Below are 18,005 nucleotides of genomic sequence, written 5' to 3'. Positions count from 1 at the left end.
TCGTCAACGCCTGATAAGCGGTTGAACTTTATTATCAATTGCTTCTCGCGCACGGAAAATACGTGAACGTACCGTGCCGACCGGACAATCCATGATGGCGGCTATCTCTTCATAGCTCAGACCATCCAACTCCCGTAACGTAATTGCCATGCGTAAATCTTCCGGGAGCGACTCGATCGTGCGAAAAACGATTTGTCTCAGTTCTTCTGACAACATTAAGTTCTCAGGGTTCGAAATTTCTTTCAGCGCACCGCCACTTTCGAAGTTTTCGGCGTCGATTGCGTCCACATCACTTGAAGGCGGACGGCGGCCCTGAGCGACCAGATAATTCTTTGCCGTATTGACCGCAATACGGTACAGCCAGGTATAAAAAGCACTATCTCCCCGGAATGAATCCAGCGCGCGATAGGCCTTAATAAAAGACTCTTGTACTACATCAGGTACATCGCCTGACGGTACATAGCGGGAAACCAGGCTCGCCACCTTATGCTGGTAGCGCACCACCAGTAAGTTAAAGGCTTTCTGATCTCCCTTCTGGACCCGTTCAACCAGGACCTGGTCCGTTAACTGCTCGCTCATCCGAGGTAATGTCTCCCCAAACCTAAATTCCACGCGTTATCGAAACGCCACTCTTAAAAAACCGCACTTTGAGCAAGCACCGAATTAGAGTGTCTGATCTTCAATAAGTTCCGTAACGCCTTTGTTTTTGTTCATCGCGCCGCAGACTGTTCATTTTCTCTCATTATAAGTCTGTTCACGATACGCACCACTTTATGACAAGAAACATCTCTTTTCCCGCCAGAAGAGTAACGCAACCCAGTCTTTATTTCACCACAAAATCTGACGCTAACGATCTGCTTCGCAAAATATTTTCTTTCTTTTACGTGGTTTTAATCCTCCGCTTCGAGTTTAGCGGTTACAACTCACATCAAAAAAAACGTGCGATATCTCGCATTCGGATGCTATTCTGACCAAACACTGTTTAGTAAATTAAACAAAAATCATGAACACAACACCTGAACTGCATTGTGATGTACTGATCATCGGTAGCGGCGCTGCCGGTCTCTCCCTGGCACTGCGTCTGGCCGAACATCAGAGCGTTATCGTTCTGAGCAAAGGGCCGATAAGTGAAGGTTCCACGTTTTATGCCCAGGGCGGTATTGCCGCCGTGTTTGATGAGACAGACAGCATTGCGTCGCATGTCGACGATACGCTGATTGCCGGGGCCGGGATCGTGGATGCGCATGCCGCAGAGTTTGTGGCCAGTAATGCCCGTCATTGCGTGCAGTGGTTGATCGATCAGGGCGTATTATTTGATACACAGGTGCAGCCAAACGGTGAAGAGAGCTACCACCTGACCCGCGAAGGCGGGCATAGCCACCGCCGTATCCTGCATGCCGCAGACGCTACCGGTAAAGAAGTCGAAACCACGCTGGTCAGCAAAGCCCTCAGCCATCCTAACATTCGGGTCCTTGAGCGCAGCAATGCCGTTGACCTGATTATTTCCGACAAGATTGGCCTTCCGGGTACACGTCGTGTCGTGGGTGCCTGGGTCTGGAATCGCAATAAAGAGAAGGTTGAGACCTGTCAGGCGAAGGCCGTGGTGCTGGCGACTGGCGGTGCATCCAAAGTGTATCAGTATACCACCAACCCCGATATTGCCTCCGGAGACGGGATCGCCATGGCCTGGCGCGCCGGTTGTCGCGTGGCAAACCTTGAATTCAACCAGTTTCACCCGACCGCCCTGTTCCATCCTCAGGCGCGTAATTTCCTGTTGACGGAAGCCCTGCGCGGTGAAGGCGCATACCTGAAACGTCCTGACGGCTCCCGCTTTATGCCGGACTTTGACCCCAGGGGCGAGCTGGCACCGCGCGATATCGTTGCCCGCGCCATCGACCATGAAATGAAGCGTCTTGGCGTGGACTGCATGTATCTGGACATCAGCCATAAGCCGGCAGAGTTTATCCGCCAGCATTTCCCGATGATCTACGAAAAGCTGCTGGGTCTGGGGATTGATTTAACCCGCGATTCGGTGCCCATCGTGCCTGCCGCCCACTATACCTGCGGGGGCGTAATGGTTGACGATCATGGTCGCACCGACGTGGATGGCCTGTATGCTATCGGTGAAGTAAGTTATACCGGGCTTCATGGCGCGAACCGGATGGCGTCGAACTCACTGCTGGAGTGTCTGGTTTACGGCTGGTCTGCCGCGGAAGATATCACGAAGCGCATGCCTTACGCCCGTCAGACTGAAAACCTGCCTGCCTGGGATGAAAGCCGCGTGGAGAACCCGGATGAGCTGGTCGTTATTCAGCATAACTGGCACGAACTGCGGCTGTTTATGTGGGACTACGTCGGGATTGTGCGGACCACGAAACGTCTTGAACGCGCATTACGCCGTATCACGATGCTGCAGCAGGAAATCGATGAATATTATGCCAATTTCCGCGTATCCAATAATCTGCTGGAGCTGCGCAATCTGGTTCAGGTTGCCGAATTGATTGTTCGCTGCGCGATGATGCGCAAAGAGAGCCGCGGTTTGCACTATACCCTCGACTACCCCGATCAGCTGGCCGAGTCCGGCCCGTCGATCCTCTCCCCGCAGGTTCACATAAACAGATAAAACGCCTGGGTCAGAGCGGTGTAATCTTCGGAATAACGCTGGTCTGGCCCACGGATCACCATTCGGTCGTTAAAGCATTCACCTTCTTTGGGTGAGAGCGCCAGCAGCACACGGTGCGGCAATCGCCCTTCGGTATCTGCAATATCGGTGCGTAAACGTAATTTCCAGCCAATCTCTTGCGCTATGCCAATAAACGCATTGCCGGTGCTTTCTGGCAGAACCACGCAGAAAAAACCCTCTTCTGAAATAAGTTCTGCGGCACTGATCAGCAGCGCCTTATGGTCGAGGGAGCCGGTATAACGGGCCTGTTCACGCTCAGGCGTTCCGCACTCAACTCCGGGCGCGTAGTAGGGAGGATTGCTGACAATCAGGTCGTAACGCGCGGTTTGCTCCGGCGTCCAGTCGAGCACATCTGCACATTCAACGTTAATCCGGGCGGCCCACGGAGATTCAGCCGTATTTTCACTCGCCTGCTCCGCCGCCTGCGCATCCAGCTCCACCGCATCTATGGTGACATGCGCTTCGGTACGTTGCGCCAGCATCAGCGCCAACAGTCCGCTGCCCGTCCCAATATCCAGAATACGCTTTACACCTGCGACAGGTGCCCAGGCACCCAGTAAAATACCGTCTGTACCGACTTTCATGGCACAGCGATCGTGAGCGACAAAAAATTGTTTAAACGTAAAACCATCGCGGCGCAACTGCGCTTTGAGTTGAGACATGTCAGGGCAACCTTCTAAGTGAAACTGGAGTAGCATAGGGGAAAGCGAAGTGGCCGCAAAGCGATATCCATACAAACAGATGAAGATTACAGCCGTAACGTCTATAATCAGCGCCCCACACAGAGGTAGAACATGACTGTAACGACTTTTTCCGAACTTGAACTCGATGAAAGCCTGCTCAATGCACTTGAGAGCAAAGGCTTTACACGCCCGACCGCCATTCAGGCAGCGGCCATTCCGCCTGCGCTTGAGGGCCGCGATGTGCTCGGTTCTGCGCCAACCGGCACGGGGAAGACAGCAGCTTACTTGCTGCCTGTGTTGCAGCATCTGCTCGATTTTCCACGTAAAAAATCAGGCCCGCCGCGTATTTTGATCCTGACGCCGACGCGCGAGCTGGCGATGCAGGTTGCCGATCACGCCCGCGAGCTGGCGGCCAATACCCATCTGGATATCGCCACGATCACTGGCGGCGTTGCGTATATGAACCACGCCGAAGTGTTCAGCGAAAATCAGGACATCGTCGTTGCGACGACCGGTCGCCTGCTGCAGTACATTAAAGAAGAGAACTTCGACTGCCGCGCGGTAGAAACACTGATTCTGGATGAAGCTGACCGCATGCTGGACATGGGCTTCGCGCAGGATATCGAACATATCGCGGGTGAGACACGCTGGCGTAACCAGACGATGCTGTTCTCTGCCACCCTTGAAGGGGACGCGATCAAAGACTTCGCAGAGCGCCTGCTTGAAGATCCGGTGGAAGTTTCCGCGACGCCGTCCACGCGCGAGCGCAAGAAGATCCACCAGTGGTATTACCGTGCAGATAACCTTGAACACAAGGTTGAGTTACTTAAGCACCTGCTGAAGCAGGACGATGCCACCCGTACCATCGTCTTTGTGCGTAAGCGCGAGCGTGTGCATGAACTGGCTGAAATGCTGCGTAATGCCGGAATCAATAACTGCTATCTCGAAGGCGAGATGGCGCAGGTTAAGCGTACCGAAGGGATTAAACGTCTGACTGATGGTCGCGTGAACGTGCTGGTCGCAACAGACGTTGCTGCACGCGGGATCGACATTCCGGACGTCAGTCACGTCATTAACTTCGATATGCCACGCAGCGGCGACACCTATCTGCACCGCATTGGCCGTACCGGCCGTGCCGGACGCAAAGGTATCGCGATCTCTCTGGTCGAAGCGCATGACTACCTGCTGCTGCAGAAAATTGGCCGCTACGTTGATGAGCCACTGAAAGCCCGCGTTATTGATGAGCTTCGCCCGACCACACGTGCACCGAGTGAAAAAATGACGGGCAAACCGTCTAAAAAAGCGCTCGCAAAACGTGCTGAGAAAAAAGAGAAAGAAAAAGAGAAGCCGCGCGTGAAGCAGCGCCACCGCGATACCAAGAATATTGGTAAGCGCCGTAAACCAAGCTCTGCCGCACCAGAGACGAAAACTGAAGAGTAAAAAAAGCCGGGGAAAACCCCGGCTTTTTTATTCCACCCCCGAGACTGAAACCTTACAGGCTTTCAGTAAAGGTACGCGCAATAACGTCGCGCTGCTGTTCCGGGGTCAGAGAGTTAAAACGTACTGCATAACCTGATACACGAATGGTCAGCTGTGGGTATTTTTCCGGGTGCTTAACCGCATCTTCCAGCGTTTCACGACGCAGCACGTTCACGTTCAGGTGCTGACCACCTTCAACGCGCACTTCCGGTTTTACTTCCATTGGGATTTCACGGTATTCGATTTCGCCCAGTTTGTTCACCGGAACGATTTCATCTTCAGCAAAACCCGCTTTCGCTACTACACAGCGCGCTTCATTTTTCTCGCTGTCCAGCAGCCAGAAAGAGTTGAGCAGGTCGTCATTTGCAGCTTTAGTAATCTGGATACCTGTAATCATGTGTTGCCTCCCTTAGGCTACATTAACTGGTGTCGGCCTCGCGCGGCCAATTGGTAAAACCATTGTTTCTTGTGTGTATATATATCACTCGCACCCCGGTCATTTATTGATTTAAATCAACAAAAACACCAACCACACAAAGAGTGTGGTTTGATTTTATTGTTCCAGATCAATTTCATTGCTTTGCCAGCTCAACTCCTTTCGCATCTATTCAAAATAAATTGAATGACTTACGGTGATTTTATGCCTGGGATTTTGCACCCCGGGTTTTAGCGGTTAAGCTAGGCGCAGAATGTGATTCGCAGGAGAGCGAGATGACGACACCGTTGACCTGGCACGATGTGCTGGCAGAAGAGAAACAGCAGCCCTATTTTATTAACACCCTCAGCACCGTTGCGGCAGAGCGGCAGTCTGGCCAGACGATTTATCCGCCACAAAAAGATGTTTTCAACGCGTTTCGCTATACCGAACTCAGCGATGTGAAAGTGGTTATCCTCGGCCAGGATCCTTACCACGGACCGGGACAGGCTCACGGGCTTGCTTTCTCTGTACGTCCTGGGGTTGCTATCCCCCCTTCGCTTCTGAACATGTATAAAGAACTCGAAAAGACCGTGCCCGGGTTTACCCGGCCCGCTCATGGTTATCTGGAAAGCTGGGCGCGCCAGGGCGTGCTATTACTGAATACGGTACTCACCGTACGTGCCGGTCAGGCACATTCTCACGCCAGCCTGGGCTGGGAAACCTTTACCGATAAAGTCATCAGCCTTATCAACGAGCATCGTGAAGGGGTGGTGTTTTTACTGTGGGGTTCCCACGCGCAGAAGAAAGGGGCGATTATCGACAGGCAGCGTCATCATGTCCTGAAGGCACCGCATCCGTCACCGCTGTCAGCGCATCGTGGTTTCTTTGGTTGTAATCATTTTGTTCTGGCGAACGAGTGGCTGGAAAAACGTGGCGAAACGCCAATTGACTGGATGCCAGTGTTACCGGCTGAGAGTGAGTAACGCATCGGATGTGCCCGTTTTAGCGGGCACATCCGACGCACAGTCTTATGCTTTATTCTGGCGCCACCATTCCGCCAGCAGTACGCCAGTCGCAACGGAAACGTTCAGACTTTCAACATTGCCTGTACCGTCGATAGAGACGCTCAGATCCGCGCTGGAAAGCGCAGCATCCGACAGGCCATCACGCTCCTGACCCAGCACCAGCACCATTTTACGCGGCAGTGTCGCTTTAAAAAGCGGCGTAGCGGCATGGCTGGAGGTTGTGACGATGGCATATCCCGCATTACGGAACTGCTCAATAGCATCCAGAACGCTGTCGCCGGTGATCGGCTGAACATGCTCTGCCCCGCCCTCTGCGGTACGGATCGCGGCACCCGATTCCAGCAGCGCGGCATCCTGTAACAGCACGCCTTTCACGCCAAAGTGCGCGCAGCTACGCATCATTGCACCCAGATTATGCGGGTTGCCCACATCTTCAAGCGCCAGCACGCAGTCATCGGCTTCCGCCTGGCTAACCCACTGCTGTACGGTAGTCCCGTTACGTTTTTTGATCAGGAAGCACACGCCACCGTGGTGTTCAGTGCCTGATGCTTTCGTCAGCTCAGCGTCATCCACCACATGGTAGGCTTTACGGTTTGCCGCCATCCAGCGCAGCGCTTCTTTAAAGCGCGGGGTTACGCTCTGGATAAACCATGCGCGAACGATGCACTCAGGACGGCTCTGGAACAGCGCCTGGCAGGCGTTCTCGCCATAGACTCGGGTCTCTTCTGCACGCTGACGGCGCAGCACTTCCGGGTCAATAAAGCTTTTCCCGCTGATGCCGCCGTGATCGGCTTTTTCAGGCGCCTCATCACCAGGGGCGCGAGAAACGGTACGCCAGGGGGATGAACCCTCGCGCGAGAAATCATCGCGTTTGCGATCGTCACGCTTGCGGTCATCACGTTTGCGGTCATCACCGCGGTTATTTCTGTCATCGCGGGCGGGGCGACGGCCACCGTCTGCACGAGAAGACGCCGGACGCCCGCCACCTTTTCCGGTACGCGGATTTTGGGTGCGTTTATCAGAGTCATCATCACTGCGGACATACATCACTTTGACCTTGCCGCTTTTGTTTTTCATTTCGTCGTTCATGCTTTTCTCCACCAGCGCTGCGCGAAGCGCGCAGATTACCCGATGTGCAAGCTCATAGCCATAAATTCGTACAAAAGCCTGTGACTATTGTTCTCATTGAATAAAACGCATTGTCGTTTCAAACAGGCTGAATGATAATATGTAACATATTAGAAACATTATCGGCATTCTGCCGCTGTCCCACGGCTCTATCAGAGGTTAGTTATGAATACCGTATGTGCCAACTGTCAGGCTCTTAATCGCATTCCGGACGATCGGATTGAAGATGGTGCGAAATGCGGGCGTTGTGGCCATGAACTGTTTGATGGCGATGTTATCAACGCTACGGGTGCTACGCTGGACAAACTCCTCAAGGACGATCTTCCGGTGGTTGTCGATTTTTGGGCACCGTGGTGTGGTCCGTGCCGTAGCTTCGCGCCTGTCTTCGAGGATGTTGCCGAAGAACGCAACGGCAAAATGCGTTTTGTTAAGGTCAATACCGAAGCAGAACGTGAGCTGAGCGCACGCTTTCGCATTCGCAGCATCCCAACCATCATGATTTTCAAAAATGGTGAAGTGATCGACATGCTTAACGGTGCTGTTCCTAAAGCACCGTTTGATAGCTGGTTAAACGAATCGCTGTAACATTAACGGGGCGCATCTTGTGCCCCGTTCCTTCCTCTGCGAAAATAGGGTTTTTCCTGCACTTCGCCCATGACTGATAACGCTGTTCTTCAACTGCGCGCCGCACGCCTGGCCCGCGCGACTCGCCCTTTTCTTGCCCGCGGCAATCGTGTTCGCCGCTGTCAGCGTTGTCTGCTGCCGCTAAAAGTTTGTCTGTGCGAGACCCTTGCGCCGAGCACGGCGAAGAGTCGTTTTTGCCTGGTCATGTTCGATACCGAACCAATGAAACCCAGCAATACCGGACGCCTTATTGCCGACATTCTGCCGGATACCGCGGCATTTCAGTGGTCACGCACGGAACCGCCTCAAGCCCTGCTCGACTTAGTAGCAAACCCGGACTATCAGCCAATGGTCGTATTTCCGGCCTCGTATGCTGGCGAAGATCGCCAGGTGCTTTCGGCACCGCCATCAGGTAAACCGCCGCTGTTTATTATGCTGGACGGAACCTGGACCGAAGCGCGAAAAATGTTCCGCAAAAGTCCTTATCTCGATTCATTGCCGGTGATTTCGGTCGACCTTTCACGCGTCTCGGCCTACCGCCTGCGAGAAGTGCATGCTGACGGGCAATACTGTACCGCTGAAGTGGCGATTGCCCTTCTGGATTTAGCGGGAGATACCGTCGCGGCAGGTGCGCTGGGGAGCCATTTCTCCTGCTTTCGTGAACGTTACCTGGCAGGAAAAACCGTTCATAAGGGCAGCGTCACAGCAACTGAGACAGAAAACGTTTAAAATCATCAGGTCGCTTGCATTCACAGGAGGCCTGCATGAGCCAGCGAGGGTTAGAAGCGCTACTTCGTCCTAAATCCATTGCCGTTATCGGCGCATCAATGAAACCGGATCGCGCAGGCTATCTGATGATGCGTAACCTGCTGGCCGGCGGATTTAATGGCCCCGTCATGCCCGTGACGCCTGCCTATAAGGCTGTTCAGGGGGTGCTGGCATGGCCGGACGTGCAGAGCCTGCCTTTCATACCGGACCTTGCCATCCTGTGTACAAATGCGAAACGTAATCCAGCCCTGCTGGAGTCGCTCGGCAGGAAAGGATGTAAAACCTGCATTATTCTCTCGTCTCCGCCCGAACAGCAGCCGGAGCTTCTGGCATGCGCCAGTCGCTACCAGATGCGCATTCTTGGGCCAAACAGTCTGGGCCTGCTCGCCCCGTGGCAAGGGCTGAATGCCAGCTTCTCCCCGGTCCCTATCCGCAAAGGCAAACTCGCTTTTATTTCGCAATCGGCTGCGGTATCGAACACGATCCTCGACTGGGCGCAACAGCGTGAGATGGGGTTTTCCTACTTCATTGCTCTGGGTGACAGCCTGGACATCGACGTTGATGAACTGCTCGATTTTCTGGCTCGCGACAGCAAAACCAGCGCTATTCTTCTTTATCTTGAGCACCTGAGCGACGCCCGTCGTTTTGTGTCGGCTTCCCGTAGCGCGTCCCGTAACAAACCGATTCTGGTGATCAAAAGCGGGCGTAGCCCCGCCGCCCAGCGTCTGCTGCAGTCGCATTCCGGCATGGATCCCGCCTGGGATGCCGCGATTCAACGCGCGGGTTTGCTACGGGTTCAGGATACACACGAGCTTTTTTCCGCCGTCGAGACGTTAAGCCATATGCGTCCATTACGCGGTGAGAAGTTAATGATTGTCAGTAATGGCGCGGCTCCTGCCGCGCTTGCACTGGATGAACTGTGGCTGCGCAATGGCAAGCTGGCCACCCTGGGTGAGGAGACGCTTCAACGCCTGAAAGAAGCGCTGCCGGCAAGCGTTAGCCCGGGCAATCCCCTCGATTTGCGCGATGACGCCAGTAGCGATCACTATATCAGGGCGATCTCCCTTTTACTGGATAGCCAGGATTTCGACGCGCTGATGATTATTCACTCCCCCAGCGCGGTCGCGCCCGGGAGTGAAAGCGCGCGCGCACTGATTGACGCCGTCCGGAACCATCCTCGTGGTAAATATGTCACCCTGCTGACCAACTGGTGCGGTGAGTTCTCTTCCCAGGAGGCACGACGCCTGTTCAGTGAAGTCGGTCTGCCCACCTACCGCACTCCGGAAGGCACGATTACAGCGTTCATGCATATGGTGGAGTATCGCCGCAACCAGAAGCAGCTCCGTGAAACCCCGGCTTTACCGGGTAACCTGACGGCGAACACGGCCGATGTTCATCGGCTTTTACAGCAGGCTATCGAAGAGGGAGCCACCTCGCTTGATACGCACGAAGTGCAGCCGATTCTGGGCAGTTACGGGATGCAAACCCTGCCCACCTGGATTGCCGGCGACAGCGCCGAAGCCGTGCATATTGCCGAACAGATTGGCTATCCCGTTGCCCTCAAGCTTCGCTCACCGGACATCCCGCATAAGTCTGATGTCCAGGGGGTGATGTTATATCTGCGGACTGCGACCGAGGTACAGCAAGCCGCTGATGCCATATTCGACCGGGTCAAAATGGCCTGGCCTCAGGCTCGGATCCACGGGCTGCTGGTGCAAAGCATGGCTAATCGCGCGGGCGCTCAGGAGCTGCGCGTGGTGGTTGAATACGATCCCGTCTTTGGCCCGCTTATCATGCTGGGGGAAGGCGGCGTCGAGTGGCGTCCTGAGGAGCAGGCGGTCGTGGCTTTGCCACCACTGAACATGAACCTGGCGCGCTATCTGATCATTCAGGCCATCAAAAGCAAAAAAATACGGGGCCGAAGCGCGCTGCGCGCTCTTGATATTGCTGGGTTGAGTCAGTTCCTGGTGCAGGTGTCTAACCTGATTGTTGATTGCGCGGAGATCCAGCGGCTGGACATCCACCCGCTGCTCGCCTCCGGCAGTGAGTTTACGGCTCTGGACGTCACGCTGGATATCGCGCCTTTCGAGGGTGACAGAGAGAGCCGCCTTGCGATCCGCCCGTATCCTCTGCAGCTGGAGGAGTGGGTGGAGATGAAAAACGGGGAGCGCGCGTTGTTCCGCCCTATCCTGCCGGAAGATGAACCGCAGCTGCGCACGTTCATCTCTCAGGTAACGAAAGAGGATCTTTACTATCGCTATTTTAGCGAAATCAACGAATTTACCCACGATGATTTAGCCAATATGACCCAGATCGACTACGATCGAGAAATGGCATTTGTCGCCGTTCGTCGTTCCGATAAGGGCGATGAGATCCTCGGCGTTACGCGTGCTATTTCCGACCCGGATAATGTTGATGCGGAGTTTGCTGTGCTGGTGCGCTCCGATCTGAAAGGGTTGGGTCTGGGGCGACGGCTGCTGGAAAAACTCATCAGTTATACGCGAGATCACGGATTGTTACGCCTCAATGGCATTACTATGCCTAACAATCGCGGTATGGTGACCCTGGCGCGAAAACTTGGATTTGACGTTGATATTCAGCTGGACGAAGGTATTGTGGCCTTATCCCTGAGCCTGATATCAGCGGATAAAGCCGAGTAAGCTACTGGAAATGTTACCCACTTTGGACGGGACTGGTGGTATCATTGTCCGCTTATGTTGTTTGCATGGTACAGACAACCCTTCAATGAACAGAGAAGAAACGCACTGTGATGTTGTCAAAATTTAAGCGTAATAAACATCAACAACACCTTGCTCAACTACCGAAGATTTCTCAGTCAGTTGATGATGTAGAGTTCTTTTACGCTCCCGCCCATTTTCGGGAGACGCTTCTGGAAAAGATTGCCGGCGCTACGCGTCGCATTTGCATTGTGGCCCTGTATCTTGAACAAGATGAAGGTGGGCGCGCGATCTTAAATGCGCTCTATGAAGCCAAGCGTCAACGTCCGGAACTGGATGTTCGCGTGCTGGTCGACTGGCACCGTGCTCAGCGTGGCCGTATAGGCGCTGCTGCTTCAAACACCAATGCTGACTGGTATTGCCGCACGGCGCAGGAAAATCCTGGCGTCGATGTGCCCGTTTACGGCGTACCTGTAAATACCCGGGAAGCGCTCGGCGTCCTTCATTTCAAAGGGTTCATCATTGATGACAGCGTGCTGTACAGCGGCGCGAGCCTGAATGATGTTTACCTCCATCAGCTCGATAAATATCGATATGACCGTTACCATCTGGTTCGTAATCCGCAGATGGCGGATATCATGTTTAATTGGGTTGATAAGAACTTAGTACAGGGTCGCGGCGTAAATCGTCTTGACGATCCACACCGTCCTAAAAGCCCGGAAATTAAAAATGATATCCGCGCGTTCCGCCAGGAACTGCGTGATGCGGTCTACCATTTCCAGGGCGATGCCAATAACGAAGAGCTATCCGTTACACCGCTGGTGGGGTTAGGCAAATCAAGCCTGCTGAACAAAACGATTTTCCACCTGATGCCGTGTGCGGAGCAGAAACTCATCATCTGCACCCCTTACTTCAACCTTCCCGCCGTGCTGGTGCGTAATATCATTCAGCTGCTGCGTGATGGTAAAAAAGTTGAAATTATCGTCGGTGACAAAACGGCTAACGACTTCTTTATTCCTGAAGATCAACCGTTCAAGATTATCGGTGCCCTCCCTTATCTCTATGAGATTAACCTGCGCCGTTTCCTGAGCCGTTTACAGTATTACGTTAACACTGACCAGCTGGTCGTGCGTCTGTGGAAAGATGAAGACAACAGTTATCATCTGAAAGGGATGTGGGTCGATGATGAATGGATGCTGCTTACGGGCAATAACCTCAACCCTCGCGCCTGGCGTCTGGATCTCGAAAATGCCATCCTGATCCATGACCCGAAACATGAGTTAGCGACCAGTCGTGAACGTGAGCTCGAGCTTATTCGCACGCATACCACTGTGGTTCAGCATTACCGTGAACTGCAGAGCATTGCCGATTACCCGGTGAAAGTCCGCAAGCTTATTCGTCGCCTGCGTCGAATCCGTATTGACAGACTTATCAGCCGTATTCTGTGATGTCCAGGCCCTGTCAGCGACAGGGCTTTTTTTTGGAGTCCGCTAATGCGTATTCTTCTCTTGCTGAGTGCTCTCTTTCTCAGTGGCTGTAGCCATATGGCTAACGATAGCTGGTCCGGGCAGGATAAAGCGCAACACTTTCTCGCCTCCGCAATGTTGTCCGCTGCCGGTAATGAGTATGCACAACATCAGGGGTACAGTCGGGATCGTAGTGCGGCAATCGGCCTGATGTTCTCTGTAAGCCTTGGGGCTTCAAAAGAACTGTGGGATAGCCGCCCCGCGGGGAGCGGCTGGAGCTGGAAAGACTTTGCCTGGGATGTAGCCGGTGCCACGACCGGCTATGCCGTATGGCAGATGGCACGCTATTAGAGACGAATACCTTTACCCTTTCGATGCAGCATCAGGGAGACAATAAAGGCCAGTGCCCCCATCACCGTCACGTACCAGAAGAAGGTTGTTTCCGTTCCCCATGATTTAAGCGACAGCGCGACGTACTCCGCAGAGCCACCGAACAGCGCATTGGCGACCGCATAAGAAAGCCCTACCCCCAAAGCGCGTACCTGTGCCGGGAACATCTCAGCCTTCAGGATCCCACTGATCGATGTGTAAAAACTGACAATGACCATCGCCAGCATGACCAGACCAAAGGCGGCATACGGTGAGGAAACGTGCTGAAGCGCAGTTAAAATGGGAACAGTACATAACGCGGACATGCCGCCAAAGATCAGCATTGATGTGCGACGCCCTATTTTATCGGAGAGCGCGCCAATAAGTGGCTGAATCAGCATAAAGACGAACAACGCGGCGGTCATGATAGCGCTGGCGACGTTGGCGTGCATGCCCGTGGTGTTCACCAGATATTTTTGCATGTAGGTGGTGAAGGTGTAAAAGCTGAGAGAACCGCCCGCGGTGAACCCGAGAACCATCAGGAAAGCTTTGCGGTTACGCCACAGCCCTTTAAACGACCCCGCCTCCTTCAGCGCCCGGACCTCTTTTTGCGAGGTTTCATCCAACTGACGACGCAACCAAAGTGCGACGACCGCCAGTACAGCGCCCATCGCGAAAGGAATTCGCCATCCCCACTCATGAAGCTGGCTGTCGGTAAGGACCTGCTGCAGAATAACCACCACCAGAATGGCCAGAAGCTGGCCACCAATAAGCGTGACGTACTGGAAAGAGGCGTAAAATCCTTTCCGGCCCTCGAGGGCAATTTCACTCATGTAAGTGGCGCTGGTACCGTATTCTCCTCCAACAGAAAGTCCCTGGAACAGACGAGCCAGTAGCAAAAGAGCCGGCGCCCATGTCCCGATAGCATCATAACCGGGGAGACAGGCGATCACCAGCGAGCCAAAGCACATCATGCAGACCGAAATCAGCATGGATGCCTTACGTCCTCGACGGTCTGCGATCCGTCCAAACAACCATCCACCAATGGGGCGCATTAAGAAGCCCGCAGCAAATACGCCAGCCGTTTGCAGAAGCTGTGTGGTGGTGTTTCCGGACGGGAAGAAGATATGTGCGAAGTAAAGTGAACAGAATGAGTAGACGTAAAAGTCGAACCATTCCACCAGGTTCCCTGAAGAGGCACTGACGATTGCCCATACCCTTCTACGGGAATCACTGGCAGCCAGCGTCCCGTTCGATGTTATGCTTTCTGTCATTGTGATTATGCTCCTGCCATAAAAACGGCATGCTGAGTCCTGAGAACTCACGATCTTGTAAAGCAAATGTTATTATTTTGTTATAAATAACATTGAGAGTAAGATCACATTTTCTGTTAGCAAGGTAAGTTATAGGATAAAGACTAAGGGTCGTTGGCTGGTGTGGCGGTGTGCAGTCTGACGCCGTCTCCGGTGGCGGGAAAGAACCAAAGCAAAAAACCCCGCACCATACGGTACGGGTTTTTTTTAATTGATGCCTGGCAGTTCCCTACTCTCACATGGGGAGACCCCACACTACCATCGGCGCTACGGCGTTTCACTTCTGAGTTCGGCATGGGGTCAGGTGGGACCACCGCGCTAAAGCCGCCAGGCAAATTCTGTTAATCTGTATCAGCTGAAAATCGTCTCTCATCGCCAAAACATCTTCGGCGTTGTAAGGTTAAGCCTCACGGTTCATTAGTATCGGTTAGCTCAACGCATCGCTGCGCTTACACACCCGACCTATCAACGTCGTAGTCTTCAACGTTCCTTCAGGAGACTTAAAGTCTCAGGGAGAACTCATCTCGGGGCAAGTTTCGTGCTTAGATGCTTTCAGCACTTATCTCTTCCGCATTTAGCTACCGGGCAGTGCCATTGGCATGACAACCCGAACACCAGTGATGCGTCCACTCCGGTCCTCTCGTACTAGGAGCAGCCCCCCTCAATTCTCCAGCGCCCACGGCAGATAGGGACCGAACTGTCTCACGACGTTCTAAACCCAGCTCGCGTACCACTTTAAATGGCGAACAGCCATACCCTTGGGACCTACTTCAGCCCCAGGATGTGATGAGCCGACATCGAGGTGCCAAACACCGCCGTCGATATGAACTCTTGGGCGGTATCAGCCTGTTATCCCCGGAGTACCTTTTATCCGTTGAGCGATGGCCCTTCCATTCAGAACCACCGGATCACTATGACCTGCTTTCGCACCTGCTCGAGCCGTCACTCTCGCAGTCAAGCTAGCTTATGCCATTGCACTAACCTCCTGATGTCCGACCAGGATTAGCTAACCTTCGTGCTCCTCCGTTACTCTTTGGGAGGAGACCGCCCCAGTCAAACTACCCACCAGACACTGTCCGCAACCCGGATTACGGGTCTACGTTAGAACACCAGCCATTAAAGGGTGGTATTTCAAGGTTGGCTCCACGCAGACTGGCGTCCACGCTTCAAAGCCTCCCACCTATCCTACACATCAAGGACCAGTGTTCAGTGTCAAGCTATAGTAAAGGTTCACGGGGTCTTTCCGTCTTGCCGCGGGTACACTGCATCTTCACAGCGAGTTCAATTTCACTGAGTCTCGGGTGGAGACAGCCTGGCCATCATTACGCCATTCGTGCAGGTCGGAACTTACCCGACAAGGAATTTCGCTACCTTAGGACCGTTATAGTTACGGCCGCCGTTTACCGGGGCTTCGATCAAGAGCTTCGCGTTACCGCTAACCCCATCAATTAACCTTCCGGCACCGGGCAGGCGTCACACCGTATACGTCCACTTTCGTGTTTGCACAGTGCTGTGTTTTTAATAAACAGTTGCAGCCAGCTGGTATCTTCGACTGATTTCAGCTCCACCCGCAGGGGCTTCACCTACATATCAGCGTGCCTTCTCCCGAAGTTACGGCACCATTTTGCCTAGTTCCTTCACCCGAGTTCTCTCAAGCGCCTTGGTATTCTCTACCTGACCACCTGTGTCGGTTTGGGGTACGATTTGATGTTACCTGATGCTTAGAGGCTTTTCCTGGAAGCAGGGCATTTGTTACTTCAGCACCGTAGTGCCTCGTCATCACACCTCAGCGTTAATAAGGAACCGGATTTACCTGGAACCTCCGCCTACATGCTTAAACCGGGACAACCGTCGCCCGGCTAACATAGCCTTCTCCGTCCCCCCTTCGCAGTAACACCAAGTACAGGAATATTAACCTGTTTCCCATCGACTACGCCTTTCGGCCTCGCCTTAGGGGTCGACTCACCCTGCCCCGATTAACGTTGGACAGGAACCCTTGGTCTTCCGGCGAGCGGGCTTTTCACCCGCTTTATCGTTACTTATGTCAGCATTCGCACTTCTGATACCTCCAGCACCCCTCACAGGACACCTTCAACGGCTTACAGAACGCTCCCCTACCCAACAACACATAGTGTCGCTGCCGCAGCTTCGGTGCATGGTTTAGCCCCGTTACATCTTCCGCGCAGGCCGACTCGACCAGTGAGCTATTACGCTTTCTTTAAATGATGGCTGCTTCTAAGCCAACATCCTGGCTGTCTGTGCCTTCCCACATCGTTTCCCACTTAACCATGACTTTGGGACCTTAGCTGGCGGTCTGGGTTGTTTCCCTCTTCACGACGGACGTTAGCACCCGCCGTGTGTCTCCCGTGATAACATTCTTCGGTATTCGTAGTTTGCATCGGGTTGGTAAGCCGGGATGGCCCCCTAGCCGAAACAGTGCTCTACCCCCGAAGATGAGTTCACGAGGCGCTACCTAAATAGCTTTCGGGGAGAACCAGCTATCTCCCGGTTTGATTGGCCTTTCACCCCCAGCCACAAGTCATCCGCTAATTTTTCAACATTAGTCGGTTCGGTCCTCCAGTTAGTGTTACCCAACCTTCAACCTGCCCATGGCTAGATCACCGGGTTTCGGGTCTATACCCTGCAACTTAACGCCCAGTTAAGACTCGGTTTCCCTTCGGCTCCCCTATACGGTTAACCTTGCTACAGAATATAAGTCGCTGACCCATTATACAAAAGGTACGCAGTCACCCCATAAAAGAGGCTCCCACTGCTTGTACGTACACGGTTTCAGGTTCTTTTTCACTCCCCTCGCCGGGGTTCTTTTCGCCTTTCCCTCACGGTACTGGTTCACTATCGGTCAGTCAGGAGTATTTAGCCTTGGAGGATGGTCCCCCCATATTCAGACAGGATACCACGTGTCCCGCCCTACTCTTCGAGTTCACAGCCTGTGTGCTTTCGTGTACGGGACTGTCACCCTGTACCGTGCGACTTTCCAGACGCTTCCACTAACACACAAGCTGATTCAGACTCTGGGCTGCTCCCCGTTCGCTCGCCGCTACTGGGGGAATCTCGGTTGATTTCTTTTCCTCGGGGTACTTAGATGTTTCAGTTCCCCCGGTTCGCCTCGTTAACCTATGTATTCAGTTAACGATAGTGTGTCGGAACACACTGGGTTTCCCCATTCGGACATCGCCGGGTCAAAGGTTCATATCACCTCGCCGGCGCTTTTCGCAGATTAGCACGTCCTTCATCGCCTCTGACTGCCAGGGCATCCACCGTGTACGCTTAGTCGCTTAACCTCACAACCCGAAGATGTTTCTTTCGATTCATCACCGGTTTGCGAAAATTTGAGAGACTCGAACACACAT

13 protein-coding genes and 2 rRNA genes are annotated in these 18,005 nt (G+C 53.6%); 8 read left to right on the top strand and 7 right to left on the bottom strand.

All coding sequences use genetic code 11. The features are described from left to right. Nucleotides 1-3: 3 nt before the first annotated feature. On the bottom strand, nucleotides 4-579 hold the full coding sequence (rpoE, locus tag F8561_RS18335; protein WP_006176728.1) for an RNA polymerase sigma factor RpoE: 576 nt from the start codon (nucleotides 577-579) through the stop codon (nucleotides 4-6). A gap of 424 nt (nucleotides 580-1,003) precedes the next feature. Here rpoE and nadB point away from each other — a divergent pair, with 424 nt between their 5' ends. Then, entirely contained in the window at nucleotides 1,004-2,623 is a 1,620-nt protein-coding gene (gene nadB, locus F8561_RS18320; RefSeq protein WP_020883000.1) for an L-aspartate oxidase, read from the top strand. Here nadB and trmN read toward each other — a convergent pair. Continuing rightward, nucleotides 2,608-3,345: a tRNA(1)(Val) (adenine(37)-N(6))-methyltransferase TrmN gene (gene trmN / locus F8561_RS18315; protein WP_020882999.1), complete on the bottom strand. Its 738-nt coding sequence runs from the start codon at nucleotides 3,343-3,345 to the stop codon at nucleotides 2,608-2,610. The genes nadB and trmN overlap by 16 nt on opposite strands. A 132-nt stretch (nucleotides 3,346-3,477) precedes the next feature. Here trmN and srmB point away from each other — a divergent pair, with 132 nt between their 5' ends. Next, nucleotides 3,478-4,806 (top strand): ATP-dependent RNA helicase SrmB, encoded by a 1,329-nt coding sequence (gene srmB / locus F8561_RS18310; RefSeq protein ID WP_020882998.1) that lies wholly within the window; start codon nucleotides 3,478-3,480, stop codon nucleotides 4,804-4,806. Nucleotides 4,807-4,858: 52 nt separating this feature from the next. Here srmB and grcA read toward each other — a convergent pair whose 3' ends face one another. Next, on the bottom strand, nucleotides 4,859-5,242 hold the full coding sequence (grcA, locus tag F8561_RS18305; protein WP_013098327.1) for an autonomous glycyl radical cofactor GrcA: 384 nt from the start codon (nucleotides 5,240-5,242) through the stop codon (nucleotides 4,859-4,861). Nucleotides 5,243-5,556: 314 nt separating this feature from the next. Here grcA and ung point away from each other — a divergent pair, with 314 nt between their 5' ends. Continuing rightward, nucleotides 5,557-6,246 (top strand): uracil-DNA glycosylase, encoded by a 690-nt coding sequence (gene ung / locus F8561_RS18300; protein WP_079231770.1) that lies wholly within the window; start codon nucleotides 5,557-5,559, stop codon nucleotides 6,244-6,246. A 45-nt stretch (nucleotides 6,247-6,291) separates the two neighbouring features. On the opposite strand, the gene F8561_RS18295 is transcribed toward ung, so the two are convergent. Beyond that, nucleotides 6,292-7,377: a tRNA/rRNA methyltransferase gene (locus tag F8561_RS18295; RefSeq protein ID WP_025203443.1), complete on the bottom strand. Its 1,086-nt coding sequence runs from the start codon at nucleotides 7,375-7,377 to the stop codon at nucleotides 6,292-6,294. A 204-nt stretch (nucleotides 7,378-7,581) separates the two neighbouring features. On the opposite strand from F8561_RS18295, the gene trxC reads away from it, so the two are divergent. The 5 genes from trxC (at nucleotide 7,582) to F8561_RS18270 (ending at nucleotide 13,303) form a co-directional block, all read left to right on the top strand. After that, entirely contained in the window at nucleotides 7,582-8,001 is a 420-nt protein-coding gene (gene trxC, locus F8561_RS18290; RefSeq protein ID WP_151887759.1) for a thioredoxin TrxC, read from the top strand. Between the two features lie 69 nt (nucleotides 8,002-8,070). Continuing rightward, nucleotides 8,071-8,769 (top strand): tRNA-uridine aminocarboxypropyltransferase, encoded by a 699-nt coding sequence (gene tapT, locus F8561_RS18285; protein ID WP_151887758.1) that lies wholly within the window; start codon nucleotides 8,071-8,073, stop codon nucleotides 8,767-8,769. Nucleotides 8,770-8,804: 35 nt separating this feature from the next. Next, entirely contained in the window at nucleotides 8,805-11,468 is a 2,664-nt protein-coding gene (locus F8561_RS18280; RefSeq protein WP_151887757.1) for a bifunctional acetate--CoA ligase family protein/GNAT family N-acetyltransferase, read from the top strand. Nucleotides 11,469-11,578: 110 nt separating this feature from the next. Continuing rightward, nucleotides 11,579-12,934 carry a CDP-diacylglycerol--serine O-phosphatidyltransferase gene (gene pssA, locus F8561_RS18275; RefSeq protein WP_020882993.1) on the top strand — a complete coding sequence of 452 codons (1,356 nt, stop codon included), beginning with the start codon at nucleotides 11,579-11,581 and terminating at the stop codon, nucleotides 12,932-12,934. Nucleotides 12,935-12,979: 45 nt separating this feature from the next. After that, on the top strand, nucleotides 12,980-13,303 hold the full coding sequence (locus F8561_RS18270) for a YfiM family lipoprotein (RefSeq protein WP_014171230.1): 324 nt from the start codon (nucleotides 12,980-12,982) through the stop codon (nucleotides 13,301-13,303). On the opposite strand, the gene F8561_RS18265 is transcribed toward F8561_RS18270, so the two are convergent. The 3 genes from F8561_RS18265 to F8561_RS18255 form a co-directional block, all read right to left on the bottom strand. Beyond that, a complete protein-coding gene (locus F8561_RS18265; RefSeq protein WP_025203439.1) occupies nucleotides 13,300-14,595 on the bottom strand; it encodes an MFS transporter in 1,296 nt (431 codons plus the stop codon). The two genes, F8561_RS18270 and F8561_RS18265, sit on opposite strands and share 4 nt — an antisense overlap. A 255-nt stretch (nucleotides 14,596-14,850) precedes the next feature. Next, nucleotides 14,851-14,966 (bottom strand): 5S ribosomal RNA (gene rrf / locus F8561_RS18260). A 64-nt stretch (nucleotides 14,967-15,030) separates the two neighbouring features. Further along, nucleotides 15,031-17,936: ribosomal RNA gene (locus F8561_RS18255) — 23S ribosomal RNA — on the bottom strand. Nucleotides 17,937-18,005 lie beyond the last annotated feature (69 nt).

Source organism: Enterobacter sp. 198 (genome assembly GCF_009025585.1).
Taxonomy (GTDB): Bacteria; Pseudomonadota; Gammaproteobacteria; order Enterobacterales; family Enterobacteriaceae; genus Enterobacter; species Enterobacter ludwigii.
The sequence above is the reverse complement of the archived record's forward strand: the minus strand, read 5'-3'. Positions and strand labels throughout refer to the sequence as shown.

Coding starts and splice junctions, on each gene's coding strand:
- srmB (WP_020882998.1), top strand. CDS start 3,478: ATGACTGTAACGACTTTTTCCGAACTTGAACTCGATGAAAGCCTGCTC.
- trxC (WP_151887759.1), top strand. CDS start 7,582: ATGAATACCGTATGTGCCAACTGTCAGGCTCTTAATCGCATTCCGGAC.
- pssA (WP_020882993.1), top strand. CDS start 11,579: ATGTTGTCAAAATTTAAGCGTAATAAACATCAACAACACCTTGCTCAA.
- rpoE (WP_006176728.1), bottom strand. CDS start 579: ATGAGCGAGCAGTTAACGGACCAGGTCCTGGTTGAACGGGTCCAGAAG.
- F8561_RS18280 (WP_151887757.1), top strand. CDS start 8,805: ATGAGCCAGCGAGGGTTAGAAGCGCTACTTCGTCCTAAATCCATTGCC.
- nadB (WP_020883000.1), top strand. CDS start 1,004: ATGAACACAACACCTGAACTGCATTGTGATGTACTGATCATCGGTAGC.
- ung (WP_079231770.1), top strand. CDS start 5,557: ATGACGACACCGTTGACCTGGCACGATGTGCTGGCAGAAGAGAAACAG.
- trmN (WP_020882999.1), bottom strand. CDS start 3,345: ATGTCTCAACTCAAAGCGCAGTTGCGCCGCGATGGTTTTACGTTTAAA.
- tapT (WP_151887758.1), top strand. CDS start 8,071: ATGACTGATAACGCTGTTCTTCAACTGCGCGCCGCACGCCTGGCCCGC.
- grcA (WP_013098327.1), bottom strand. CDS start 5,242: ATGATTACAGGTATCCAGATTACTAAAGCTGCAAATGACGACCTGCTC.
- F8561_RS18295 (WP_025203443.1), bottom strand. CDS start 7,377: ATGAACGACGAAATGAAAAACAAAAGCGGCAAGGTCAAAGTGATGTAT.
- F8561_RS18270 (WP_014171230.1), top strand. CDS start 12,980: ATGCGTATTCTTCTCTTGCTGAGTGCTCTCTTTCTCAGTGGCTGTAGC.
- F8561_RS18265 (WP_025203439.1), bottom strand. CDS start 14,595: ATGACAGAAAGCATAACATCGAACGGGACGCTGGCTGCCAGTGATTCC.